Source organism: Pseudomonas sp. MWU12-2345, assembly GCF_023242385.1.
Taxonomy (GTDB): Bacteria; Pseudomonadota; Gammaproteobacteria; order Pseudomonadales; family Pseudomonadaceae; genus Aquipseudomonas; species Aquipseudomonas gingeri_D.
The window spans coordinates 13,502-36,130 of sequence record NZ_JALLJA010000004.1; the positions used below are offsets into that span (position 1 = coordinate 13,502).

Annotated in this window: 23 protein-coding genes; 6 read left to right on the plus strand and 17 right to left on the minus strand. The window is 60.8% G+C overall.

What is annotated here, in order from left to right; all coding sequences use genetic code 11:
- The first annotated feature begins 17 nt into the window (after window positions 1-17).
- The 3 genes from M5C71_RS10245 to M5C71_RS10255 all read left to right on the plus strand — a co-directional run bounded on the left by M5C71_RS10245 (window position 18) and on the right by M5C71_RS10255 (window position 1,872).
- Window positions 18-728, plus strand: coding sequence for a tRNA-uridine aminocarboxypropyltransferase (locus tag M5C71_RS10245; RefSeq protein ID WP_248745140.1), 711 nt, complete (start codon window positions 18-20; stop codon window positions 726-728).
- Window positions 729-782: 54 nt separating this feature from the next.
- Window positions 783-1,433: a response regulator transcription factor ErdR gene (gene erdR / locus M5C71_RS10250; RefSeq protein ID WP_100938685.1), complete on the plus strand. Its 651-nt coding sequence runs from the start codon at window positions 783-785 to the stop codon at window positions 1,431-1,433.
- Window positions 1,434-1,506: 73 nt separating this feature from the next.
- Window positions 1,507-1,872: a diacylglycerol kinase gene (locus M5C71_RS10255; protein WP_103499721.1), complete on the plus strand. Its 366-nt coding sequence runs from the start codon at window positions 1,507-1,509 to the stop codon at window positions 1,870-1,872.
- Window positions 1,873-1,884: 12 nt separating this feature from the next.
- Here M5C71_RS10255 and M5C71_RS10260 read toward each other — a convergent pair whose 3' ends face one another.
- The gene (locus M5C71_RS10260; protein WP_152737885.1) at window positions 1,885-2,811 is read right to left on the minus strand and encodes a LysR family transcriptional regulator; all 927 of its coding nucleotides are present in this window, start codon (window positions 2,809-2,811) and stop codon (window positions 1,885-1,887) included.
- 122 nt (window positions 2,812-2,933) lie between these two features.
- Between M5C71_RS10260 and fpr the strand changes: the two genes are divergently transcribed.
- Window positions 2,934-3,713, plus strand: a complete 780-nt coding sequence (gene fpr / locus M5C71_RS10265) for a ferredoxin-NADP reductase (protein ID WP_047526369.1) — start codon at window positions 2,934-2,936, stop codon at window positions 3,711-3,713.
- A 178-nt stretch (window positions 3,714-3,891) separates the two neighbouring features.
- Here the strand turns inward: fpr and tsaA are convergent, their stop codons facing one another.
- From tsaA to M5C71_RS10285, 4 genes are all read right to left on the minus strand, one after another.
- On the minus strand, window positions 3,892-4,587 hold the full coding sequence (tsaA, locus tag M5C71_RS10270; RefSeq protein ID WP_248767766.1) for a tRNA (N6-threonylcarbamoyladenosine(37)-N6)-methyltransferase TrmO: 696 nt from the start codon (window positions 4,585-4,587) through the stop codon (window positions 3,892-3,894).
- A gap of 10 nt (window positions 4,588-4,597) precedes the next feature.
- Window positions 4,598-6,211, minus strand: a complete 1,614-nt coding sequence (locus tag M5C71_RS10275) for an NAD(P)/FAD-dependent oxidoreductase (RefSeq protein ID WP_152737890.1) — start codon at window positions 6,209-6,211, stop codon at window positions 4,598-4,600.
- 108 nt (window positions 6,212-6,319) lie between these two features.
- Window positions 6,320-6,991, minus strand: coding sequence for a hypothetical protein (locus tag M5C71_RS10280; RefSeq protein WP_103499715.1), 672 nt, complete (start codon window positions 6,989-6,991; stop codon window positions 6,320-6,322).
- 226 nt (window positions 6,992-7,217) lie between these two features.
- Window positions 7,218-7,817 carry a short chain dehydrogenase gene (locus M5C71_RS10285; RefSeq protein ID WP_248767767.1) on the minus strand — a complete coding sequence of 200 codons (600 nt, stop codon included), beginning with the start codon at window positions 7,815-7,817 and terminating at the stop codon, window positions 7,218-7,220.
- A gap of 105 nt (window positions 7,818-7,922) precedes the next feature.
- Here M5C71_RS10285 and M5C71_RS10290 point away from each other — a divergent pair, with 105 nt between their 5' ends.
- Window positions 7,923-8,837 (plus strand): LysR family transcriptional regulator, encoded by a 915-nt coding sequence (locus M5C71_RS10290; protein WP_103496310.1) that lies wholly within the window; start codon window positions 7,923-7,925, stop codon window positions 8,835-8,837.
- Here M5C71_RS10290 and M5C71_RS10295 read toward each other — a convergent pair.
- The 9 genes from M5C71_RS10295 to M5C71_RS10335 form a co-directional block, all read right to left on the minus strand.
- Entirely contained in the window at window positions 8,828-9,331 is a 504-nt protein-coding gene (locus tag M5C71_RS10295; RefSeq protein ID WP_248767768.1) for a DoxX family protein, read from the minus strand. The two genes, M5C71_RS10290 and M5C71_RS10295, sit on opposite strands and share 10 nt — an antisense overlap.
- Window positions 9,328-10,104 (minus strand): DNA-binding domain-containing protein, encoded by a 777-nt coding sequence (locus M5C71_RS10300; RefSeq protein WP_248767769.1) that lies wholly within the window; start codon window positions 10,102-10,104, stop codon window positions 9,328-9,330. The genes M5C71_RS10295 and M5C71_RS10300 overlap by 4 nt, the downstream gene beginning before the upstream one ends.
- Window positions 10,101-10,985 (minus strand): DUF692 domain-containing protein, encoded by an 885-nt coding sequence (locus M5C71_RS10305; protein WP_248767770.1) that lies wholly within the window; start codon window positions 10,983-10,985, stop codon window positions 10,101-10,103. The genes M5C71_RS10300 and M5C71_RS10305 overlap by 4 nt, the downstream gene beginning before the upstream one ends.
- 46 nt (window positions 10,986-11,031) lie before the next feature.
- Window positions 11,032-11,340, minus strand: a complete 309-nt coding sequence (locus M5C71_RS10310) for a DUF2282 domain-containing protein (protein ID WP_248767771.1) — start codon at window positions 11,338-11,340, stop codon at window positions 11,032-11,034.
- Between the two features lie 215 nt (window positions 11,341-11,555).
- The gene (locus tag M5C71_RS10315; protein ID WP_103496314.1) at window positions 11,556-12,257 is read right to left on the minus strand and encodes an ABC transporter ATP-binding protein; all 702 of its coding nucleotides are present in this window, start codon (window positions 12,255-12,257) and stop codon (window positions 11,556-11,558) included.
- Window positions 12,258-13,025, minus strand: a complete 768-nt coding sequence (gene livG / locus M5C71_RS10320; RefSeq protein ID WP_103496315.1) for a high-affinity branched-chain amino acid ABC transporter ATP-binding protein LivG — start codon at window positions 13,023-13,025, stop codon at window positions 12,258-12,260.
- Complete coding sequence (locus M5C71_RS10325) at window positions 13,022-14,275, minus strand: high-affinity branched-chain amino acid ABC transporter permease LivM (RefSeq protein ID WP_248767772.1); 1,254 nt, start codon at window positions 14,273-14,275, stop codon at window positions 13,022-13,024. The genes livG and M5C71_RS10325 overlap by 4 nt, the downstream gene beginning before the upstream one ends.
- Complete coding sequence (gene livH, locus M5C71_RS10330) at window positions 14,272-15,195, minus strand: high-affinity branched-chain amino acid ABC transporter permease LivH (protein WP_103496317.1); 924 nt, start codon at window positions 15,193-15,195, stop codon at window positions 14,272-14,274. The genes M5C71_RS10325 and livH overlap by 4 nt, the downstream gene beginning before the upstream one ends.
- 227 nt (window positions 15,196-15,422) lie before the next feature.
- Entirely contained in the window at window positions 15,423-16,541 is a 1,119-nt protein-coding gene (locus M5C71_RS10335; protein WP_103496319.1) for a branched-chain amino acid ABC transporter substrate-binding protein, read from the minus strand.
- Between the two features lie 361 nt (window positions 16,542-16,902).
- On the opposite strand from M5C71_RS10335, the gene M5C71_RS10340 reads away from it, so the two are divergent.
- Window positions 16,903-17,208: a DUF2288 domain-containing protein gene (locus tag M5C71_RS10340; RefSeq protein ID WP_248767773.1), complete on the plus strand. Its 306-nt coding sequence runs from the start codon at window positions 16,903-16,905 to the stop codon at window positions 17,206-17,208.
- A gap of 167 nt (window positions 17,209-17,375) precedes the next feature.
- Here the strand turns inward: M5C71_RS10340 and M5C71_RS10345 are convergent, their stop codons facing one another.
- The 3 genes from M5C71_RS10345 to M5C71_RS10355 form a co-directional block, all read right to left on the minus strand.
- Window positions 17,376-19,550, minus strand: a complete 2,175-nt coding sequence (locus tag M5C71_RS10345) for a hypothetical protein (protein ID WP_103496321.1) — start codon at window positions 19,548-19,550, stop codon at window positions 17,376-17,378.
- Between the two features lie 197 nt (window positions 19,551-19,747).
- Window positions 19,748-21,955 carry an EAL domain-containing protein gene (locus M5C71_RS10350; RefSeq protein ID WP_248767774.1) on the minus strand — a complete coding sequence of 736 codons (2,208 nt, stop codon included), beginning with the start codon at window positions 21,953-21,955 and terminating at the stop codon, window positions 19,748-19,750.
- A 124-nt stretch (window positions 21,956-22,079) separates the two neighbouring features.
- Window positions 22,080-22,448, minus strand: coding sequence for a YkgJ family cysteine cluster protein (locus M5C71_RS10355; protein ID WP_103496323.1), 369 nt, complete (start codon window positions 22,446-22,448; stop codon window positions 22,080-22,082).
- Window positions 22,449-22,629: the final 181 nt, after the last annotated feature.

The following is a 22,629-nucleotide window of genomic DNA, read 5'->3' on the forward strand; positions in this document are numbered from 1 at the left end:
CGCCGACTTTCTTCACGATGAGCCACGCCGTATCCCGTTTACGTGCCGAGCGCCTGGCCCGTGCCAAAACACCCTTCCTCGCGCGCGGCTCACGCGCCGAGCGTTGCCCGGGCTGCCGTGTGATTCCTCAGTATTGCCTGTGCGCCTGGCGCCCCAGGGTGGCGTCGAATTCCGCCATGTGCCTGCTGATGCACGACGTCGAACCGATGAAACCGAGCAATACCGGCTGGCTGATCGCCGATGTGATCGCCGACACCAGCGCCTTCAGTTGGTCGCGGACCGAAGTCGATCCGCAACTGCTGGCCCTGTTGGACGATCCGCAGTGGCAGCCGTTTATCGTATTCCCGGGGGAGTTCGTGGCGCCGGAACGGGTGGTGACGCAGGTACACCCGGCACCCGGCAAGCGCCCGCTGTTCATCCTGCTGGATGCGACCTGGACCGAGGCGCGCAAGATGTTTCGCAAGAGCCCTTATCTGGAGCGTTTTCCGGTGCTGAGCCTGGAATCCGAACAGTTGTCCCGCTACAAATTGCGTCGTTCCAAACGCGATGATCATTTCTGTACCGCGGAAGTGGCGGCCCTGTGCCTGGAACTGGCCGGGGACACCCGTGCGGCCCAGGGGCTGGACGCGTTACTGGACGTGTTTACCGCGCACTACCTGGGCGCCAAGTTTCAGCTGCCGATCAACACTGAAGACGAAGCCCACGAGCATCTGAAGACTTTCCTGTAATCTAATGGACGCACAGCGTCGAGCCTGACGCATAAAAACAGGATCATTGGAAAAATGACCACGTACGACATCTTGATTGCCGACGACCATCCTCTTTTTCGCAGCGCCTTGCATCAGGCGCTGACCCTGGGCCTGGGGCCCGATGTACGCCTGGTGGAAGTGGCCAGCATTGCCGAGCTGGAAACCCGCCTCACCGAGAAAGCCGACTGGGACCTGGTCCTGCTCGACCTGAACATGCCGGGCGCCTACGGCTTCTCCGGCCTGGTGCTGCTGCGCGGGCAATACCCGCAGATTCCGGTGGTGATGGTTTCGGCCCAGGAAGAAGCCTCGGTGGTGGTGCGCTCCCGTGAGTTCGGCGCCAGCGGCTTTATCCCCAAGTCCAGTTCCCTGGAAGTGATCCAGCAAGCGGTGCGCAGTGTCCTCGATGGCGATGTCTGGTGGCCGCCCCAGGCATTCGAAGCGGTCAGCGTGTCCGCCGAGGCCAAGGCCGCCAGTGCCGGCCTGGCCAGTCTGACGCCCCAGCAGTTCCGGGTGTTGACCATGGTCTGCGAAGGTTTGTTGAATAAACAGATTGCCTACGAGTTGAGTGTTTCAGAGGCGACCATCAAGGCCCACGTCACGGCGATCTTCCGCAAGCTGGGGGTGCGCACCCGGACCCAGGCCGCACTGCTGCTGCAACAACTTGAGTCAATTTCGAGCCAGTAGCGTGGGTTCTTTCATCTTTGTTTGACGTCGGTTGAGTTAGTTTTCCTACTCCACTTCACGTAGTTGCTTACCTATGCCGTCGCCCTTCAAAGGTCAAACCGGTTTTAAACGCATGCTCAACGCGGTGGGCTACTCTTTCGATGGCTTACGTGCGGCCTTTACCGGCGAAGCGGCTTTTCGTCAGTTAGTCTGGCTTAACGTGGTGTTGATCCCGCTGACGTTCCTGTTCCACGTCAGTCGGGTCGAGCGCGCGGTGTTGATTGCCGTATGCCTGCTGGCGCTGATCGTCGAATTGCTCAATTCGGCGGTCGAAGCGGCCATTGACCGCATTTCCCTCGATCGTCACCCCTTGTCCAAGAATGCCAAGGACATGGGCAGTGCCGCGCAATTCGTGGCCTTGAGCATGATCGCCCTGGTCTGGGCGGTGATTCTGCTTTAAGCGCCGGTGGCGTCAGGCAATGGTCGGCAGGACGATCTCATCGCTGCGTTGAACCCCGGCGGTGAAGGAACGACACAGTTCGAGGAATTCGCGCATGGCCGAGGTCTGGTACTTCTGCTTGTGCCAGATGAAATAGAACTGGCGCGCCAGGTCCAGGTCCGGGGTTTCCACCGGCACCAGGCTGCCACGGCGGAACGCATCGCGCAGGGCCAGACGCGAAATGCAGCCAATCCCCAGCCCCGACTCCACCGCACGCTTGATCGCTTCGGTATGCTCCAGCTCCAGGCGGATATTCAACGCGCTGCGATGATGACGCATGGCCTGGTCGAAGGTCAGGCGCGTGCCTGAGCCCTGTTCACGCAGGATCCAGGCCTCACGGGTCAGTTCTTCCAGGCTGGCCTGGCCGCGCTGGGCCAGCGGATGCTGGGGGGCGCAAAACACCACCAGTTCGTCCTCGACCCAGGTTTGCACCTCGATGTCCGGGTGGCTGCAATCGCCTTCGATCAGACCCAGGTCAATTTCGTAGTGCGCGACCTGTTGCACAATATTGGCGGTGTTCTGCACATGCAGCTTGACCTGGCTTTCCGGGTGGATCTGCATGAAGCGGCCGATCAGCAGGGTTGCCAGGTAGTTGCCGATGGTCAGGGTGGCGCCCACCGCCAGCGAGCCGAAACCGGACTTGCCGTTGAGCAGGTCCTCGATTTCCTTGGCCTGGTCCAGCAGCGCCACGGCCTGGGGCAGCAGCTGTTTGCCCAGGGCGTTGAGGCTCAGGCGCTTGCCGGCACGGTCGAACAATTGACAGCTCGACTGGCGTTCCAGCTCGGTGATCGAGGTGCTCGCGGCGGATTGCGACAAGGCCAGCAGCCCGGCTGCCCGGGACACGCTTTCCTGCTGGGCGACGGCGACGAAGACCTGAAGTTGACGGAGAGTAAATCGCATATCTATATAACCGATAACCCTTATCTTGATAATTCAGTTAACAGATATTGTCGCCGCCATTAGAATGCTATGCAATCGCGCTAATTGACGGCGCAGGCCACATTTCCAGGAGCCCCATCCAAATGAGCAACATGAATCACGAGCGTGTCCTCAGTGTTCACCACTGGAACGACACCCTGTTCAGCTTCAAGTGCACCCGCGATCCGGGCCTGCGCTTTGAAAACGGTCAGTTCGTGATGATCGGCCTGCAGCAGCCAAACGGCCGACCACTGATGCGTGCTTATTCCATTGCCAGCCCGAACTGGGAAGAGCATCTCGAATTCTTCAGCATCAAGGTGCCGGACGGTCCGTTGACCTCCCAGTTGCAGCACCTGAAGGAAGGTGACGAGATCATCATCAGCAAGAAACCTACGGGTACGCTGGTGCTTGACGACCTCAAGCCGGGCAAGCACCTGTACCTGCTCAGCACCGGTACTGGCCTCGCGCCCTTTATGAGCGTGATCCAGGACCCGGAAACCTACGAGCGTTTCGAGAAGGTCATCCTGTGCCATGGTGTGCGCTACGTCAACGAAGTGGCCTACCGCGAGTTCATCACCGAGCACCTGCCGCAGAACGAGTTCTTCGGCGAAGCCCTGCGTGAGAAGCTGATCTACTACCCTACCGTGACCCGCGAGCCGTTCGAGAACGAAGGCCGCCTGACCGACCTGATGCGCAGCGGCAAGCTGTTCCGTGACATCGGTCTGCCACCGATCAACCCGCAGGACGACCGCGCCATGCTGTGCGGCAGCCCGAGCATGCTCGACGAAACCAGCGAAGTGCTCAACAGCTTCGGCCTGAAAGTCTCGCCGCGCATGCGTGAGCCGGGCGATTACCTGATCGAGCGCGCGTTCGTCGAAAAATAAACCTCGGTTTATCTGTAGGAGCCGGCTTGCTGGCGATGCAGGCAGCGCGGTTTTTCAGGTACACCGCGTCATCGTTCATCGCGAGCAAGCTTGCTCCTACAGAAAAAAGCGTCGGCGTTGAAACAAAAAGCCCGTGTTGCCTGGAAAGGCAGCGCGGGCTTTTGTGTTTCTGGCGTTTCTAGCGGGCGGGGATCACTTCCAGTACGCGTATCGTCCCGGTTTCCGGGTAATGCCAGCGTACATCCAGATCCCAGAACTGGGCGCCGTATTCCCGTTCGGGGGTTGGCTTCTGATAAGCCGGACGCGGGTCCTGGGCCAGGCATTGCTCGATCAGTTCGACCAGGGGCTCTTCAAGGCGCTGAGCATGGTCATGGGCCTGTTGCAGTGCACCCTCCGTCCAGAGCACGGGAATCAGCCCCGGCGCGGCACTGGCGATGGCATTGACGGCGCCAGGGATGATGTCGGCGTAGGGCACGTACGGCTTGATATCGAGAATCGGCGTGCCATCCAGCAGGTCTATGCCGGAAATCCACAGGCGCTGGGCTTCGACCCGGTCCAGCTTGACCACCGACTGGCCGATACCGTTCGGCCGGTGGGTCGCCCGGGTGGCGAAGACCCCCATGGACTGATTGCCGCCCAGGCGCGGCGGGCGCACCTTCAAGCGTGGTTTGTCTTCCAGGGCCTGATGGAACAGGAACAGCAGCCAGACATGACTGACCTGCTCCAGCCCCTGCACGGCCTCGCCCTGGTCGAACGGCGCGACCAGCTCCAGCACGCCGCGGGCAGCCGGCGCCAACTGTGGCTGGCGCGGGATGGCGAACTTCTCCTTGAAGCAGGAGCGCACGAAACCGATGGGGGAGACGCTATAGGCCATGGTCCGGCCCTCAGGCGCCGATCCCCAGCATGTCCCGGGCCACGGCTTCGGCGATACGGATACCGTCGACACCCGCCGAGAGGATCCCGCCGGCATAACCGGCGCCTTCACCCGCCGGGAACAGGCCCTTGACGTTCAGGCTCTGCATCGACTCGTTACGGGTCATGCGCAGCGGCGAGGAGGTACGGGTTTCGATCCCGGTCAGCACCGCGTCATGCAGGGAATAGCCCTTGATCTGCCGCTCGAACGCCGGCAAGGCTTCGCGAATGGCTTCGATGGCGAAGTCCGGCAGCGCCAGGGCCAGATCGCCGAGGGCCACGCCTGGCTTGTAGGACGGTTCCACACTGCCCAGGGCGGTGGAAGGCTTGCCGGCGATAAAGTCACCGACCAGTTGCGCCGGGGCTTCGTAGTTGCTGCCACCGAGGATAAAGGCGTGGGATTCCAGGCGCTCCTGCAGCTCGATACCGGCCAGCGGGCCGCCCGGATAGTCGACTTCCGGGGTGATGCCGACGACGATCCCGGAGTTGGCATTGCGCTCGTTGCGCGAGTATTGGCTCATGCCGTTGGTGACCACCCGGTTCGGCTCGGAGGTCGCCGCCACCACGGTGCCGCCCGGGCACATGCAGAAGCTGTAGACCGAACGGCCGTTCTTGGCGTGGTGCACCAGCTTGTAGTCGGCCGCACCGAGTTTCGGGTGCCCGGCGTATTTGCCCAGGCGCGCGCGGTCGATCAGCGATTGCGGGTGTTCGATACGGAAACCCACCGAGAACGGCTTGGCTTCCATGTACACGCCACGGCCGTGGAGCATGCGGAAGGTGTCGCGGGCGCTATGACCCAGGGCCATGATCACGTGCCGGGAGTGGATCTGTTCGCCGCTGTCGAGCTGCACGCCGGTCAGTTGGCCGTCGTCGATCAGCACATCGGTGACCCGCTGCTGGAAGCGCACTTCGCCGCCCAGGGCTTCGATCTGCTGGCGCATGTTCTCCACCACGCCGGTGAGGCGGAAGGTGCCGATATGCGGTTTGCTGACGTAGAGGATTTCTTCCGGCGCGCCGGCCTTGACGAACTCGTGCAGGACCTTGCGGCCGTGGTGGTTCGGGTCCTTGATCTGGCTGTAGAGCTTGCCGTCGGAGAAGGTCCCGGCGCCGCCTTCGCCGAACTGCACGTTGGACTCGGGGTTGAGCACGCTTTTACGCCACAGGCCCCAGGTGTCCTTGGTCCGCTCGCGCACTTCCTTGCCGCGTTCGAGGATGATCGGCTTGAAGCCCATCTGCGCCAGCAGCAGCCCGGCGAAAATCCCGCAGGGGCCGAAGCCGACGACCACGGGACGCTCCTGCAGATCGGCCGGCGCCTGGCCGACCACCTTGTAGCTGACGTCCGGGGCCGGGTTGACATTGCGGTCCTCGGCGAACTTTTTCAGCAGCGCATCTTCGCCACGGGCCGACAGGTCGATGGTGTAGATGAAGCAGAGCTCGGAGGATTTCTTGCGGGCGTCGTAGCTGCGCTTGAACAAGGTGAAATCGAGCAGGTCATCGCTGGCGATGCCCAGGCGCTGGACGATGGCCGGGCGCAGGTCTTCGTCGGGATGGTCGATCGGCAGCTTGAGTTCGGTGATTCGTAACATGACAGGGTCCAGTGTGCGGGCCACGCGGGCGCGCCGGCTTTACATCAAACCGGTGATTATAAGCCCCAACGGCCAGATTCCGTGAGGCTAAAACAGCAGCTCGTCGAATCAGTCGTTACGGGCGCCGCCGAAATAGCCGCAGCCACGCTGGACCTGGCCGTTGACCCGCAGTTCGGCGCTCAGGTGGCGCACGCTGCCGGTGCTGCTGTCGACGCAGGACTGCGGCGCGACCCACAGCTCGATGTGCTGGGCATTGGCTTCGCTGCTCAGGCTGAAGCGCCCGTCACCCAGTTGTTCTTCCAGATAGGGCAGGGCCAGGGGCGGCTGGTTTTCGCGTTCGAGTATCATGCCGTTGCCGCCGACCTTCAGGCTCCATTCCGGGCTGTGGCCGCTGGCAATCACGGTCTGGAATTTGAAGTTGGGCTCGTCGCAACTGGCGGTGCCGCGTTCCAGGCGGTAGTACTGTTGCAGGTTCAACTGGCCGTCGCTGCCGTCGGTCGTACTGGAGGAAAACTTGCCGCGCAGGTCGGCGAACAGCTTGCCAGACGGACCGGACAGGCTGGCGGCCTGCTGCAGGACGCTGGTGTTGCCGCTGTCGCTGACGACAAAGCGACGCTGTTCCTGGCAGGGCTGGAACATCAGCTTGCCATCGACGCTGGTGAGTTCGCCTTGCATCCGGCTCAGGCCCGCCGTGGGATGCGAGGTGGCCGGTGCAAGCATCTGGCAGCCGGCGGCGAACAGCGGCAGGGCGAAAATCATCAAGGAACGGGCAACGCGCATCGTGGGATCTCCTGGCAAGTGCCGCCACGTTACTCAGGCCAGGAAGGCTGCACAAGCTTGAGGTTGGCTGCCATGGGGTTTGCGGCGACATCAAGGGCCTCTTCGCGGGCAAGCTCCGCTCCCACAGTAATTCGCTTCGAACCTCAAGTTTGTGTGCGACCGAGAACCCGTGGGAGCGGAGCTTGCCCGCGAAGAGGCCCTCGAGATCGATAAAAATCCCCGGCCCTTAACCGACCTGATAGGTCTGACCCGTCTGCAATCCTTCCACGCTCTTGGCGTAGGCCAAGGCCACATCTGCCGCCGGCACCGGCTTGAATCCACGGAAGTACGGTGCATAGCTGGCCATGGCTTCCACCAGCACGTTCGGGCTGATGGAGTTCACCCGCAGACCGCGCGGCAACTCGATGGCGGCGGCCTTGACGAAGCCGTCGATGGCCCCGTTGACCAGGCTGGCCGAGGCACCGGTACGGATCGGATCGCGGTTCAGAATGCCACTGGTCAGGGTGAACGAGGCGCCGTCGTTGGCGTACTCGCGACCGATCAGCACCAGGTTGACCTGGCCCATCAATTTGTCCTGCAGACCCAGCGCAAAGTCCTTCTCGCTCATCTCGGCCAACGGCACGAAGTTCACGTTACCGGCGGCGCAGACCAATGCGTCGAACTTGCCGGTTTGCTCGAACAGCTTGCGAATCGACGCGCTGTCGCTGATGTCCACGTGCAGGTCACCGCTGTTGCGGCCGATCTTGATGATCTCGTGACGCTGGCCCAGTTCCTCTGCCACGGCCGAGCCGATGGTGCCATGGGCGCCAATCAATAGGATTTTCATGGTGCGGTTCCTCCAGTGGGTGATTGAGCTTTCAGTCTAGAGTGGATTTTTCCATTGATAAGCGCGCTAATAGGCAACCTTTGGTTTTCTTTTGGAAACAATCCAGTGAGCGAGATGGATGATCTGGCGGCGTTCGCAGTGTTGGTCGAGGCCGGCAGCTTTACCCTGGCCGCCCAGCAACTGGGCTGCAGCAAGGGGCAATTGTCCAAGCGCATCAGCCAGTTGGAGGCGCAGTTCTCGGTGGTGTTGTTGCACCGCACGACGCGGCGCCTGAGCCTCACCGCCGCCGGTGCGGCCTTGTTGCCCCAGGCCCAGGCGCTGGTGGTGCAAGTGGAGCGGGCGCATCAGGCCCTGGCCCGGCTCAAGGACGATATCGCCGGTCCCGTGCGCATGACCGTGCCGGTGTCCCTGGGGGAAACCTTTTTTGATGGCTTGTTGCTGGAGTTTTCCCGGGATTATCCCGATGTCCAGATCGAGCTGGACCTGAACAACGGTTTCCGCGATCTGGCCCGCGAGGGCTTCGATCTGGCGATTCGCACCGAAGTCGGCAACGACGAACGCCTGGTGGCTCGGCCATTGCTGGTGATGAACGAACTGACCTGTGCCAGCCCGGCCTATCTGGAACGTTACGGCGAGCCGCAGACGCCCCAGGAGCTGGCCAATCACCGTTGTCTGCTCAATAGCCACTACAGTGGCCGCGAGGAGTGGCAATACCACCGGCAGCATGAGCTGCTACGGGTGCGGGTGGGTGGCCCCTTTGCCAGCAATCACTACAACTTGCTGAAGAAAGCGGCACTGGTGGGCGCCGGTATCGCCCGCCTGCCGTCCTACGTCCTGCCCGCGGAACTGGCTGATGGCCGTCTGCGCTGGCTGTTGCGCGACTACCGTACCCGCGATATGCCGCTATATCTGGTGCACCCTTACCAGGGCGGCCTGCCGCGCCGTACGCAGGTGTTGGCCGACTATCTGATCGGCTGGTTCAAGCGTAGCGGCGAGGCCTTGGAGCGGCTTCAGCGATAACGCTTGGCGATCAAGTGATCGATGGAGAACACACCCGGTCCCTTGGCCATCAACAGCAGCAGGATAGCCATCCAGGTGCCATGGGTCGGGTAGGCATTCGGGTAGACGAACAGCTGGATGGTCAAGGTCATGCCGAACAGCGCCAATGCCGAAAAGCGCGTGGCGAACCCCAGCAGGATCAGCACCGGGAAAAAGTGTTCACCAAAGGCCGACAGGTGGGCGGCCACTTCCGGCGACAGCAACGGCACCTTGTACTCGCTGGCGAACAGCGGGATGGTGGAGTCGGCCAGGCGCGGCAGGCCGATATCGAATGTGCCGGAGATCAGGTCCACGGCAAAGCCCTCGACCTTGGTCTGTCCGGACTTCCAGAACACGGCTGCGATGGAGAAGCGTGCGACAAAGGCAATCAGGCTGTAGGGGATCATCTCGAACAGCTGGATGATTCGCCCGATCAGGCGCGCGATGGGGTTCTGCGATTCAGTGTAAGTGTTCATGGGCGGGCCTTTTGTTCTGGGTGCAGGTGGATGATGGCGCTGTAGCGAATCAACAGGGCAAGGGCATGGCTCGGATCGAACGCAGTGCTGGCGTCATAAGCGTAGGCAAGGGCCAACTCCAGCGGACAGTTGTTTTGCAGGCTCTGGATAAATACCAGGGTGCCGATATCGATCTTGAACACCTCGACCCGCCAGTTCAGGCGCAGGACCAGTGCGGCTTCGGCTTGCGTCGGGTCGAGCTGTTCCAGATGGCCTTCGCCTTGATGGGCCTCCCATAACGACACGACCGCATGGGGCGAATTCAGCACGGCGACGCTGGGGTGCAGGTGAACCTGCAGGCGATTGAGGGCCTCGGGATCGGCGAGGTAAACGCCAATCTGTTCCGGACTCAGGGGCGTTGCATCGGCGGCGTGATAGGCGTTGATCCGCAAGCGCTCAAGGCGGGCCACGTCGGCCAGGTAAGGCACGCTCGCCGCCGGGGCGAAGCCCTGGATGAAACTGTCGAAGTCCTGGCCGTAGTCGTTGAGGATCGGGCTGGTGGGCGGGAAGTGCTGGATATAAAGGCCGGCCATGGCACGGAAGAACTCCTCGCCGACCAGGGCCATGACCACCGGGTAGCTGTCCGCCAGGGCGTTGATCAGCGAACTCTGGACATTGTTGCGATACACCGCGAAACGACTGGCCGGGTCGGCCCCGTTGCGGCTGCACAGGCCGGGTGGGCAAGGCAACTGCGGGTCGAGCAGCGCGGCGCTGAAGCTGGCCTGGTCGCTCATGTTCTCACCTCGGCCTGTTTCAGCAATTCCTCGGCCTGCCCGGCTTCGGCCAGGAGCACGGCGAAGGCGGGGAGCCGGTTGTCGCGTTCGATCAGGGTCGCCATCGGCCCGATCTTCGCCAGCACCTGTTGATAAAGGGCCCAGACCGCCTGGTCGATGGGGGCGCCGTGATCGTCGATCAGCAGACGGTCACCGAGGCTATCGGCATCTTCGGCAAAGCCGGCCAGATGGATTTCTCCCACGGCGTGCAGCGGCAGGGCCTCAATGTAGGCAAGCGGATCGCGCTGGTGGTTGATACTGGAGACGTAGACGTTGTTCACGTCCAGCAGCAGCCCACAACCGGTGCGGCGGATGATTTCGCTGATGAAGTCCGCTTCGTCCAGGGTCGAGCGCTGGAATTGCAGGTAAGTCGCCGGGTTCTCCAGCAACATCGGACGTTTCAAGGTGCTTTGCACCTGGTCGACATGCTCGCAGACCCGCTGCAAGGTGGCGTGGTCGTAGGCCAGCGGCAGCAAGTCGTTGAGAAACACCGGGCCGTGGGTCGACCAGGCCAGGTGTTCGGAAAAGGATTGGGGTTGATAGCGCTCGATCAGTGTTGCCAGGCGCTTCAGGTGCTCGCGGTCCAACGGGCCTTCGGCACCAATGGACAAACCGACGCCGTGCAACGACAGCGGATACTGTTCGCGGATCAAACCCAGGTAATGATGAAACGGCCCGCCGGCGCCCATGTAGTTTTCGGCGTGGACCTCGAAGAAACCGAGATCGGGGCGCGTTTCGAGTACCGTCTGAAAATGTTCGGTCTTGAGCCCCAGCCCGGCACGGGGCGGGAGCCCGGGCCCGAGGGCCTGAGCGCGGTGAAGAGGGATGGGTTGCAGTGACATGGGCATCTTCGGCGCTCAGGCTGACGGGTGGCAAGGCTCTGGTTGATCAGGCCTTGGGGGTGAAGGCTTCCAGCTGACCCTTGCCGGTGGGCGAGGTATCGCTTTTCGTGCTCAAGCAGGTACCTTTTGGCACGGACTTCCAGGAGTTGGCCTGGAAGTCTTTGGTCGAAGTGCCGGCGCAGGTGGTACCGGCACCTGCGGCGCAATCGTTCTTGCCTGCCATGGCCACACCGAAGCATTTTTCCACGCCGTCGGCGGCGTGGGCACTCATCGGCAATGCCGCCATGCTCAGGGCAGAACCGAGAGCCAGGGCGAGGGTGGCGGCGGACAGGGTGCGGGTAGTGGAAGTGCTCATGGTCGATCTCCGATGTGTCTTCAATGATGAAAGCAGGGGTAGGTTGGGTTTCATTGCTTTCTTGCTTTACTTGAGCCTCGAGGCTAGTGGTTGTTACAGCCAGCGGCAAAAATAATCGATTATTTTTCGCGGCGGTACCCGGCAGACTTTCCCGATGTTTCGCCGGTCAAAGAAAAGCCCCGATAAATCGGGGCTTTGCGGGTTTCGCCGGGGCATCAACCGCCCAGATACGCTTCACGCACCTTAGGATCGGTCAGCAGGTCGTTGCCGCTGCCTTCCATCACCACCCGGCCGTTTTCCAGCACATAGGCACGGTCGGCGATTTTCAGTGCCTGGTTGGCGTTCTGTTCCACCAGGAACACCGTCACACCGTCCTTGCGCAGCTGTTCGATGATATCGAAGATCTGCTGGATGATGATCGGCGCCAGACCCAGGGACGGTTCGTCCAGCAGCAACAGTTTCGGCTTGCTCATCAGCGCCCGGCCAATGGCGAGCATCTGCTGTTCACCGCCGGACATGGTGCCGCCGCGCTGGTTGAAACGTTCCTTGAGACGTGGGAACAGTCCCAGGACTTTGTCCATCTGCTCCTGATAATCGCCCTTGTCGGTGAAAAAGCCGCCCATGGAGAGGTTTTCTTCCACGGTCAGGCGGGAGAACACGCGACGGCCTTCCGGCACCACCGCGATGCTTTTGCGCATGATCTGCGAAGATTCCTGCCCCACCAGCTCTTCGCCCAGGTAGCGGATACTGCCGCTATGGGCCTGCGGTGAACCGCACAGGGTCATCAGCAGCGTCGATTTGCCCGCGCCGTTGGCACCGATCAGGGTGACGATTTCACCCTGGCGAACCTCCACGTTGACACTGTGCAGGGCCTGGATCTTGCCGTAGAAGGTGGAAACGTTTTCGAATTGCAGCATTTACGCTTCCCCCAGGTAGGCTTTGATCACGTCGGGATTGTCGCGGATCTGTTGTGGCGTGCCGTCGGCCAACGGTGTGCCCTGGTTGATCACGACGATATGGTCGGAAATGCTCATGACCAGCTTCATGTCGTGCTCGATCAGCAGCACCGTGACGTTGTGTTCCTCGCGCAGCACACTGATCAGCGCCTTGAGGTCGTCGGTTTCCCGCGGGTTCAGGCCGGCCGCGGGTTCGTCGAGCATGAGGATCCGCGGGCGGGTCATCATGCAGCGGGCGATTTCCAGGCGACGTTGCTGACCATAGGCCAGGGTGCCCGCCGGGCGGTTGGCGAACTCGGTCAGGTTGACCTTGTCCAGCCAGTACTCGGCGTATTCCATGGCTTCGCGTTCGCTCTTGCGGAACGATGGGGTCTTGAACAGGCCGGCGAGGAAGTTGGTGTTCAGGTGCCGGTGCTGGGCGATCAGCAGGTTTTCCACTGCGGTCATGTCCTTGAACAGACGCACGTTCTGGAAGGTCCGTACCACGCCCTTGCGGGCAATCTCATGGCCGGCCAGGCCCTGGATCGGCTGGCCGTCGAGCAGGATGCTGCCGGCACTCGGCTTGTAGAACCCGGTCAGGCAGTTGAACACCGTGGTCTTGCCGGCGCCGTTCGGGCCGATCAAGGCCACCACTTGTTTTTCCTGGACGGTCAGGGCCACGCCATTGACTGCCAGGAGACCACCGAAGCGCATGCTCAGGTCGGTTACTTTCAGGATCTCACGGCTCATTTACGCAGCTCCATGTGAGGACGTTGCATGGGCAGCAGACCTTGTGGACGCCAGATCATCATCAACACCATCAGGGCGCCGAACATCAACATGCGGTATTCGCTGAAGTCACGCATCAGCTCCGGCAGCAGGATCATCACCACGGCGGCAAGGATCACCCCCAGTTGCGAGCCCATGCCACCCAGCACGACGATGGCGAGAATGATCGCCGACTCGATGAAGGTGAACGACTCCGGCGTCACCAGGCCTTGGCGCGCGGCGAAGAAGCTGCCAGCGAAACCGGCGAAGCAGGCGCCCAGGGTGAAGGCCGAGAGCTTGATCACGGTCGGATTCAGGCCCAATGCACGGCAGGCGATTTCGTCTTCGCGCAGGGCTTCCCAGGCGCGGCCGATGGGCATGCGCAGCAGGCGATTGATCACGAACAACGCCAGCAAGGCCAGCAACAGGGCCACCAGGTACAGGAACACCACCTTGTTCACCGGGTTGTAGGCCAACCCGAAGAATTCGTGGAAGGTCCGCGCGCCCTCTGCGGCGCTACGTTCGAACGACAGCCCGAAGAAGGTCGGCTTGGGAATGTTGCTGATGCCGTTGGGGCCGCCGGTGAGGTCGGTGAGGTTACGCAGGAACAGCCGGATGATTTCCCCGAAGCCCAGGGTTACGATGGCCAGGTAGTCACCGCGCAAGCGCAAGACCGGGAAGCCCAGCAGGAAGCCGAAAGTGGCCGACATCAGGCCGGCGAGCGGCAGGCAGATCCAGAAGCTCCAGCCGAAGTAGTGCGACAGCAGTGCGTAGGTGTAGGCGCCTACCGCGTAGAAGCCGACATAACCCAGGTCGAGCAGGCCGGCCAGGCCGACCACGATGTTCAGACCCAGGCCCAGTAGCACGTAGATCAGGATCAGGGTGGCGATGTCGACCGCGCCGCGCGAGCCGAAGAACGGCCAGATCAACGCGGTCACGATCAGGCCGATGATGATCCAGCGCTGGGTGCGCGGCAGGGTCAGGAACTGACCGACCTTGGGCGAAACCAGCGGACCACGGTTCGACTTGAACATTGCACTGAACTGCTGGCTGAAGAGCACCCGCAGGAACATCAGGATCGAGCACAGGGCGATGATGCCCAGGGTGACGGGACCCGAGCCCTCCACTTCGAGGTTGATCCCGACGATACTCAGCTTGAGCCCGAGTACTGGGAACGCTACTGCCCACACCAGCAAGGCGCTGAACAGCGCCGATTTGAGATATTTAGTCATACTTTCTCAACCTCCGGACGGCCCAGGATGCCGGTCGGCCGGAACAACAGCACCAGAACCAAAAGACCGAATGCCACTACGTCTTTGTACTGGTCGCCGAAGATGTCGGCGCCAAAGGCTTCGGCCACCCCCAGCACCAGCCCGCCGAGCATGGCGCCCGGAATACTGCCGATGCCGCCCAGGACTGCCGCGGTAAAGGCTTTCAGGCCCACGAGGAAGCCCGCGTTGGGGTTGATCACGCCGTATTGCATGCTCAGCAGCACGGCCGCTACCGCCGCGAGGGCGGCGCCGATGACGAAGGTCAGGGCGATGATGTTGTTGGTGTTGATACCCAGCAGGTTGGCCATCTTGATGTCTTCGGCGCAAGCGCGGCAGGCGCGGCCCAGGCGTGAACGGGAGATGAACAGCGTCAGTCCGGTCATGGCCACCAGGGTGACGACGAATACCAGGATCTGCATGTAGGAAATCAGCACTTCCTCTGCGCCGCCTGGACCGAAGGAGAAGCTCCCCGGGATCAGGTTGGGGATGGACTTGTCCTTGGAGTCCTGGGACAGCAGTACGGTGTTCTGCAGGAAAATCGACATGCCGATGGCGGAAATCAGTGGTATCAGGCGGTTGCTGCCACGCAAGGGGCGATAGGCAACGCGCTCGATACTGTAGCCATAGGCACTGGTCACGACGATCGACGCGATAAACGCGGCGGTCATCAACAGCGGCAGTGAGTGGATACCCAGCATGGCCAGCCCGGCAAGGGCAATGAAGGCCACGTAGGAACCAATCATGTACACCTCGCCATGGGCGAAGTTGATCATTCCAATAATGCCGTAAACCATTGTGTAGCCAATGGCAATCAAGGCATAGGTGCTGCCAATGGTCAGGCCATTAACCAGCTGTTGGAAGAAGTGATAGATCTCAGGCATTACAGCGCTCCTAAAAACCCGATACGCATTTCACTGGTGGAGTCATGTTCCGGCCCGGTGCCGTGGTCTGTGGCCACGTCGGCACGAGCGTTTGCCAGCGAACCGCTGGTGACGGTTTTAAGATTTTCAGGTGAGCCAGCTCCCGGATCGCGGGTGTCGGGCCCATAAACCTCGTAAAACAAAGCCCACTGCTTGCACAGTGGGCTTCTTGACCGGTCAGGCCTGGCTTACTGAGGGGATGCTTCGGTTTTCGGTTTGCCGAAGTGCCATTGGTAGACCACGAACTTGAAGTCCTTCAGGTCGCCCTTCGCGTCGAAGCTGAGGTCGCCAGTCGGAGTCTTGAAGGTACCGGCGTGGATGGCGGCTGCCACCTTGGCGGTGTCTTCGCTCTTAGCGGCCTTGATGCCTTCGGCGATGACTTCCACAGCCGAGTAGGCCGGGAATACGAATGGGCCGGTCGGGTCTTCTTTCTTGGCCGCAAACGCATCTACCAGGGCCTTGTTGGCCGGATCCTGGTCGAAGGACTTCGGCAGGGTCACCAGCAGGCCTTCGGAAGCGTCCTGGGCAATTTGCGAGATGGAGTCGTTGCCGACGCCTTCCGGACCCATGAACTTGGCGTTCAGGCCTTTTTCCTTGGACTGACGCAGGATCAGGCCCAGTTCCGGGTGGTAGCCGCCGTAGTAGACGAAGTCGACGTTGGCTTGCTTGAGTTTCTGGATGATCGAGGAGAAGTCCTTGTCGCCGGCGTTCAGGCCTTCGAAGACGGCAACCTTCACGCCTTTCTTCTCGAGGGTCTGCTTGACCGCGGTGGCGATGCCTTCACCGTATTGCTGTTTGTCGTGCAGGACAGCAACGATTTTCGGTTTGACGTGATCGGCGATGTAGTTACCGGCGGCAGGGCCCTGGGCGCTGTCCAGGCCGATGGTACGGAACACCATCTTGTAGCCGCGAGCGGTGATTTCCGGGCTGGTGGCAGCCGGAGTGATCATGATCACGCCTTCGTCTTCGTAGATATCCGAAGCCGGTTGGGTAGAGCTGGAGCAGAGGTGACCGACTACGAATTTGACGCCGTCGTTGACCACTTTGTTGGCCACGGCTACGGCCTGTTTAGGGTCGCACGCATCGTCGTATTCCTTGGCTTCGAGCATCTTGCCGTCGACGCCGCCCTTGGCGTTGATCTGTTCGATGGCCATTTTCGCGCCCATGAACTGCATGTCGCCATATTGGGTCACAGGGCCGGTTTTCGGGCCGGCAATGCCGATCTTGATGGTGTCTGCAGCGAAAGAATGGCTGGCAACCCCGGCCAGAACCATAGCGGCGAACAGTTTGGAAATCTGCTTAGTCATTAGTGCTCCACTCTTGCTGTTGTAGTTTTTAGAGTCCTACGGCCGGAGCTGTGGGACCGGGTCAGATTTAACGCCGATATCCCGGTTCTTGCCCCGGCAACTGTACCGATACAGTTTAGTGTGCGCCCTCATCGATTGGATAGCGGGCAGCCGGAGGCAAAATCGAGATATGTCGCTTAAGTGAAAGAAAGAGACAGAATGGCGGCAGATTGTCATGCAGATTTTTGTCTGGATGTTGCTAGCTTTCAGCTGCAATCCCTGGCGCCTTCCATCCCCTCGATCACCCCTTCAGTTTCATCTGGGTGTTTCCAAGCGAGCCTCGACGTTATGATTGCGCCGATTTTTTCTCAGGTGGAACCCCATGATTCAAGAACCTAGCACCCTCTATGCCAAGCTGCTTGGTGAAACTGCATCTATTCGCTGGGAAGAGCTGCAACCGTTCTTTGCCCGGGGTGCCCTATTGTGGGTCGAGCCGGCACTGGATCTGATCGCCGCCGCCGAGGCCGTGGCCGAGAACCAGGCTGGGAAAGTCGCCGCATGGCTGGCGAGCGGGGATCTCGCCAAGGTGTCTGAGTCGCGGGCGCTGGATCTTTTCGAACGCGATCCGGAGTTGTGGGCGGTGGTGGTTTCGCCCTGGGTGATGATCCAGGAAAGAGCAACAAAATAATTCAGCGCCCACTAATAGTGCATAACCCTTGTGCGTTTATAGCTTGCCGGTGTGTAGGTCAGTAACTGCGTTGCGCAGTAATGGCAGTTTGCCCGTGGAGAAAATGCACAGAGACAGATGCACCCCACGAGTCGCCAGCCAATGGCTTGCGGCTCGTGGGAGCTTTTCTAGTACTCGGTCTTGCCGGTGTGGTTGTTCAGCGAAATGACCTTGGTCTTGCCGATGCGGTGACGGTAGATCTCGCGCAGGTACTTGATGGCCTTCTTCACGCAGTCGCGGGACAGGCGGATATCGTTGATCGAGACGAACTTTTCCTTGTCGTTGATCAGCTCGCGGTACTTCTTCTCGTACATCGGCTTGATCGCGTACCAGTTGGTATCGAGGATTTTCGCCGGGTTTTCGAACTCGTTGAGCAATTCGTCGAGGCTGTCTTCGTCGAACTCATCGCGGGTGATGAAGTCCAGCATCGAGTTGTCCAGCGTATCGTCGAAACGGTACGGGTTACGTGCGAAGCAACGCTTGATAAAAGCCACGATCAGGGTCAGGAAGTCGTCCGACAGGCACGGGCTCTTGGCGATCAGGGTGGTCAGCGACAGGTTCGCCGAGGCACCGATCACCAGGGCGTAGCGCTTGAGCGTGGTGTTGGGGAACAGGCTGTTGAGGTGGGTCTTGAGCCGGTTCAGGTCCATATAGGACAGTTTGTAGTCCTTGGGCAGGGAGACGATCGAGACCACCGACGAGCAGTTCTTGAAGAAGTGCAGGTCGTGCAGCGCCGCGGCGTCGTAGCCCGAGGTCTTGTACTGGTCGAGGGCCGCGCGATAGCGCTTGGACTCGATCGGTAGCAGGCTGATGCCTTCGATCGCCTGGGTCACTTTGTTGAAGTGCGGCAGGTCGATGGAACGGAAGAACAGGTCGTCGATATTCAGCCGCTGGGGTTCTTTCTCGAACACTTTGAACTTGTCGCCGGTGGGCGCCGGCTGTTCCGGTACCACGGATTCGGCGTAGGCAATCGCCACCGGGCCGGCCAGGCTCATAAACAGGTCGTTGGCATCCAGGCGAATGGTCTCGCCGATGTCGATGCCGGCACGCCGGAAATAGTTCTGGTCGTAGTCAGTGGTTACCGCCTGGGCGGTCAGGATGTTGAAGATCTGCTGGGAGATGTACTGGTTGGCGTGTTTCTCCATGGCATTGACATCAATGTTCTGGATGTTGCCGTCATCGCTTTCTTCGGCATAACGCATGATGTCGTTGGAGATCAGCATCATCGCGTTCCATGGGCGAATACGGCCCATGACGCTGGCTTCGCTGCTGTCGTCATTGTCGAAGTTGTACGAGAAGTCCCACTCTTCGGACAGGTACTTGCAGAGCAGGCGACCGGCGTTGATGTGCAGTGCTTCGGACATTTCACTGCGGTGGTCGGAAATATTCGGCAGTACGCAGATGCCGCTGGTGAAGATCGGTTCGAACACGAAGGAGTGGCCGCTCTTGCTGTCGTGCTCGTCGGCCGGCTTGGTGTCGAAGGTCTTGTTCATGTAGGAGTATTGCTGGGCCAGGCCGAATTCCGAGGCCATGCCTGAACCGGTACCGCCGCCGGCGCTGAAGATCGAAAAGTACAGACGTGACTGGTTGGCCTTGATGCCGCAGGAGTCGATCAGGTACGAGTGGATCATCTTCCAGTCGGGGCTGGAGAAGCGCTGGGTGTCCTTGTTCAGGATGATCTTGGCCAGGTACTGGCCGAGGATCGGCGCGTTGCCCGCACCACCGGCATGGACTTCCGACAGGTCCATGATCTTCATCTTGCTGTAGTCGCGGATAAAACCGCTTTTCTCGCCCTTGCGCGAGAAACGGATACGCCCGGCGATGTCCTTGTCCAGGTCGCCGAGCATCACCAGCGGCTCCACCAGGAACACCGGTTTGGCGGATTTGTTCTGTACCAGGCGCAGGTTGTTGCGGATCCATTGCGCCGGGCGGTAGCCCTTGTCGCTGACCTTGTCTTCGTTGTTGAACTCGTTGAGGTAGAACTTGCGGGCGTTGTACACCAGTTCCGCGACATCCAGGGCAATGTTCGAACCGCAGCGACCCAGGCCGATCAGGCATACCGATGGGAATTCCTGCTCGCGGCGCGCCTCGCTTTCACCTTCGGTATGGGGCGAACGGGGGAACACCATGTCGCGCAGGCCGTCGAGGTTGTCGAGGATGCGGTCGGTGTTGGTTTCGGTGAAGTACAGGTATTGCTGAGTCGACAGCGGACGGGGAGTTGAATAGGCCTTGTAGGGTTTTTCCGCGACCGTGGGCGCTATCAGATCGGATACTGCGTTGGCTGGAGTATTTTTAGAGGTCATTGTGCGCCATTTGCCTGGTCTGGTTCGGCGGTCGAAGGGGTATCAACGCGCCATCACGGAGTGAGAGATCGCGACTGTACCTCGCGATATTGGCCTGAGCGATAGGGTTTATCCCTAGGCTCCCCTAGGGGGAATCCTTGCTTGTAGTACCGATGGATCGGCCAAAAATTGGCGTTCTTTAATTGGCGTGGAACTTTTTATGAATTTTGTACTATCAGCGGATTGAACGCGGTGCTGGGGAGTTGCCGGCGCAGGTTGAGTTGGCGCAGCACCGGCAACAACTCCTCGAGCGGAACCGGTCGGCTGAGCAGGTAGCCCTGGATAAAGTCGCAGTCGTACTGCGCGAGGAACTCGTACTGCTGTTGGGTTTCGACGCCTTCGGTGACCACTTGCAAGTGCAGGGTGTGGGCCATGACGATGATCGCCTGGACGATTTCCATGTCCTGGGTCGATTTGGGCACATCGAGGATGAACGAGCGATCAATTTTCAGGGTGTTGAGGGGCAGGCGCTTGAGGTAGGCCAGGGATGAGTAGCCGGTGCCAAAATCATCGATGGACAGTGACACGCCGAGGCTGCGGATCTGCCGCAACAGTTGCAGGGTGCTGGAAATATTGCCCATCAGGGCGTTCTCGGTGACTTCCAGTTCCAGGCGCTGGGGGGGCATGCCGGCGGCACACAGGATATTTTCGATTTCATCGGCCAGTTCTTCCCGTGCCAGGTTCAGGGCCGAGCAGTTCACCGCGATCTTCAGTTCGTCGCAGCCGCGCTCGGAGAGCCAGGCCAGGTCCTCGCAGGCTTTGCGCATGACCCAACCGTCGAGTTCGGCGATCATCCCGTTGGCTTCGGCGATGCCGATGAACCGGTCGGGCGAGAGCAGTCCGTGCTGGGGGTGTTGCCAGCGCACCAGGGCTTCGAGTTTGGCGACCTGGCCGTTCTTGAGGTCGTAGATCGGTTGGTAGTGCAGCGCCAGGCCGCTGCCGTCGCGCAGGGCTTGGCGCAGTTCCTCCTCGAGTTGCAGCTCCAGGGTGGCGCGGGTTTTCAGGTTGGAGCTGAAGAAGTGCAGGCTGTTGCGCCCCGCGCCCTTGGATTGGTACAGCGCCAGGTCGGCGTTTTTCAGCAGTTCCTCACAGGATTTGCCGTCATCGGGAAACACGCTGATGCCGATGCTGGTGGTCATGACCATGCGTCGCCCGGCCAGCTCGATGGGCTCCTTCATTTTCAGCATGATGCGCTGGGCCATGTGCCGGGCTTCTTCGCGGTTGTGCAGGCCGATGAGGATGCAGAACTCGTCGCCGCCAAAGCGTGCCACCACATCGTCGTGACTGCGGGTCGCGCTCTTGATATGTCCGGCGATGACCTTGAGCAGTTCGTCGCCGGCATCGTGGCCGAGGCTGTCGTTGATCCGCTTGAAGTGGTCGATATCGAGGAACATCACCGCCAGCATGCCGCCGTTGGTGCTGCGCTCCATCAGCCGTTCGGCGAAGATCTGGTTGAAACCGCGGCGGTTGATCAGGTTGGTCAGGGCGTCGTAGTGGGCCACTTGCGCCAGTGACAGGCGCGCCTGGTCGAGCTGGCTGAGCAGGGCGTTGACCCGTCGCAGGTCATGTTCCTTGCTCTGCAGCTTCTTGTCCGCCAGGGCCGCGCTGATGCTGCTGCCGATGATCAGCAGGGTGATCAGGGCGATGGTCATGCCCAATTGCTGGTGATGGTTGTCCGCCAGTGCGGGCAAGGCGCTGCCTGCCGGCAGCATCAGGTGCAACGACCACATCCCGATGAAGTGGGTGCTGAAGATGCCGGCGCCCATCACCAGGCTGGCGGTGTATTTGAGCAGTTGGTGAAAGATCCCGCTGCCGGTGCGAAAGCGCCGTGACAAGACCAGGGCCGCGAGACTGGTGCCGATGGCCACCAGGACAGAAAGACCGACCAGGCCGGGGTTGTAGTACTGCACCGCACTCGATTGCAACGCCGACATGCCGACGTAGTGCATGGCTGCGATGCCCAATCCCATGAACAGCGCGGCGCGCACGTACTGTGAGGTGCGCAGCTCGGGATGCCCCAGGGTGTGCATGGCCAGGAAGGAGGCCAGCAGGGCGATCAGCAGGGAGGAGAGGGTGATCGACAGGTCGTATTGAATGTCGATGGGCGCTTGGAATGCCAGCATGCTGATGAAGTGCATGGCCCAGATGCCACCGGCCAGGCAACAGGCACCGACCCAGCGCCAGATCCGCTGTTGTGACGGTTTTTCCACATGACCGACGCGCTCGGCCATATCCAGCATGGCAAAAGAGGCGGCACAAGCGACCAGATAAGCCAGCAGCACCAACAACGGATTGTGGCTGCAATTGAGCAGCAGCTGCCCGGTTTCGGGAAGCTCGTTAACAAAATGCAAGCCCAGCCATTCCATAGCATGCCCTACTTGACGCCTTGGACTACCGGTGACTCAGCACCGACCAGTGCGGTGGAGTATAGAGGCTCACCTCAGGCTGCAAGGGGGCATGGCAGAGCGACACCAATGATTTGGAAATGACCTAAATAGCGATGGGTACTAAAAAACCGGCCTGTTCCGGCTCCAGCGGTGGCAGTCCGGCCGCCGCGCGGGCTTTGTCGCAGTACTCGTTGTGCACGCCGTCGACCCATGAGGCCTCGAATTCCCGGCAGGTGCTTGAACGTTGATGATAGATCGAGCAACTGACCTGCTCGCCGACCTTGCCTTCAAGGGCGGTGCAGCGTGGGGCACTGCGTTCGGTACCGAGCATGGCCACGTGGTTGACGCCGACCTGGGTGACCAGTTCGTCGGGCACCAGGCCGCCGGCCGAGGCGCATTCACCCCAATAGAAGGACACGCGGAAATACGCACAGCAGGCACCACAATTCAGACACGGATTGGCGTCGGGCATGGAAGGTCACGGAGAAGGTGGGGGGAGTCAATCGAGGGCTATTCTAGGCTTCGGCCCGGGCTTTGAAAGGTATTTTTTTGCATAACCTTTGCCGACCTCCGGGGCTGCGGCAATCAGGCGATAGGGCAGGGCGCGCGGGGCATTGCCGGGTATCAGCGCCACGAATGGTGGCAGACAGTCC

What these genes read in the sequence shown, in the direction of transcription:
- M5C71_RS10245 (WP_248745140.1), top strand. Translation starts at nt 18, where the DNA reads ATGAGCCACGCCGTATCCCGTTTACGTGCCGAGCGCCTGGCCCGTGCC.
- erdR (WP_100938685.1), top strand. Translation starts at nt 783, where the DNA reads ATGACCACGTACGACATCTTGATTGCCGACGACCATCCTCTTTTTCGC.
- M5C71_RS10255 (WP_103499721.1), top strand. Translation starts at nt 1,507, where the DNA reads ATGCCGTCGCCCTTCAAAGGTCAAACCGGTTTTAAACGCATGCTCAAC.
- M5C71_RS10260 (WP_152737885.1), bottom strand. Translation starts at nt 2,811, where the DNA reads ATGCGATTTACTCTCCGTCAACTTCAGGTCTTCGTCGCCGTCGCCCAG.
- fpr (WP_047526369.1), top strand. Translation starts at nt 2,934, where the DNA reads ATGAGCAACATGAATCACGAGCGTGTCCTCAGTGTTCACCACTGGAAC.
- tsaA (WP_248767766.1), bottom strand. Translation starts at nt 4,587, where the DNA reads ATGGCCTATAGCGTCTCCCCCATCGGTTTCGTGCGCTCCTGCTTCAAG.
- M5C71_RS10275 (WP_152737890.1), bottom strand. Translation starts at nt 6,211, where the DNA reads ATGTTACGAATCACCGAACTCAAGCTGCCGATCGACCATCCCGACGAA.
- M5C71_RS10280 (WP_103499715.1), bottom strand. Translation starts at nt 6,991, where the DNA reads ATGCGCGTTGCCCGTTCCTTGATGATTTTCGCCCTGCCGCTGTTCGCC.
- M5C71_RS10285 (WP_248767767.1), bottom strand. Translation starts at nt 7,817, where the DNA reads ATGAAAATCCTATTGATTGGCGCCCATGGCACCATCGGCTCGGCCGTG.
- M5C71_RS10295 (WP_248767768.1), bottom strand. Translation starts at nt 9,331, where the DNA reads ATGAACACTTACACTGAATCGCAGAACCCCATCGCGCGCCTGATCGGG.
- M5C71_RS10300 (WP_248767769.1), bottom strand. Translation starts at nt 10,104, where the DNA reads ATGAGCGACCAGGCCAGCTTCAGCGCCGCGCTGCTCGACCCGCAGTTG.
- M5C71_RS10305 (WP_248767770.1), bottom strand. Translation starts at nt 10,985, where the DNA reads ATGTCACTGCAACCCATCCCTCTTCACCGCGCTCAGGCCCTCGGGCCC.
- M5C71_RS10310 (WP_248767771.1), bottom strand. Translation starts at nt 11,340, where the DNA reads ATGAGCACTTCCACTACCCGCACCCTGTCCGCCGCCACCCTCGCCCTG.
- M5C71_RS10315 (WP_103496314.1), bottom strand. Translation starts at nt 12,257, where the DNA reads ATGCTGCAATTCGAAAACGTTTCCACCTTCTACGGCAAGATCCAGGCC.
- livG (WP_103496315.1), bottom strand. Translation starts at nt 13,025, where the DNA reads ATGAGCCGTGAGATCCTGAAAGTAACCGACCTGAGCATGCGCTTCGGT.
- M5C71_RS10325 (WP_248767772.1), bottom strand. Translation starts at nt 14,275, where the DNA reads ATGACTAAATATCTCAAATCGGCGCTGTTCAGCGCCTTGCTGGTGTGG.
- livH (WP_103496317.1), bottom strand. Translation starts at nt 15,195, where the DNA reads ATGCCTGAGATCTATCACTTCTTCCAACAGCTGGTTAATGGCCTGACC.
- M5C71_RS10335 (WP_103496319.1), bottom strand. Translation starts at nt 16,541, where the DNA reads ATGACTAAGCAGATTTCCAAACTGTTCGCCGCTATGGTTCTGGCCGGG.
- M5C71_RS10340 (WP_248767773.1), top strand. Translation starts at nt 16,903, where the DNA reads ATGATTCAAGAACCTAGCACCCTCTATGCCAAGCTGCTTGGTGAAACT.
- M5C71_RS10345 (WP_103496321.1), bottom strand. Translation starts at nt 19,550, where the DNA reads ATGACCTCTAAAAATACTCCAGCCAACGCAGTATCCGATCTGATAGCG.
- M5C71_RS10350 (WP_248767774.1), bottom strand. Translation starts at nt 21,955, where the DNA reads ATGGAATGGCTGGGCTTGCATTTTGTTAACGAGCTTCCCGAAACCGGG.
- M5C71_RS10355 (WP_103496323.1), bottom strand. Translation starts at nt 22,448, where the DNA reads ATGCCCGACGCCAATCCGTGTCTGAATTGTGGTGCCTGCTGTGCGTAT.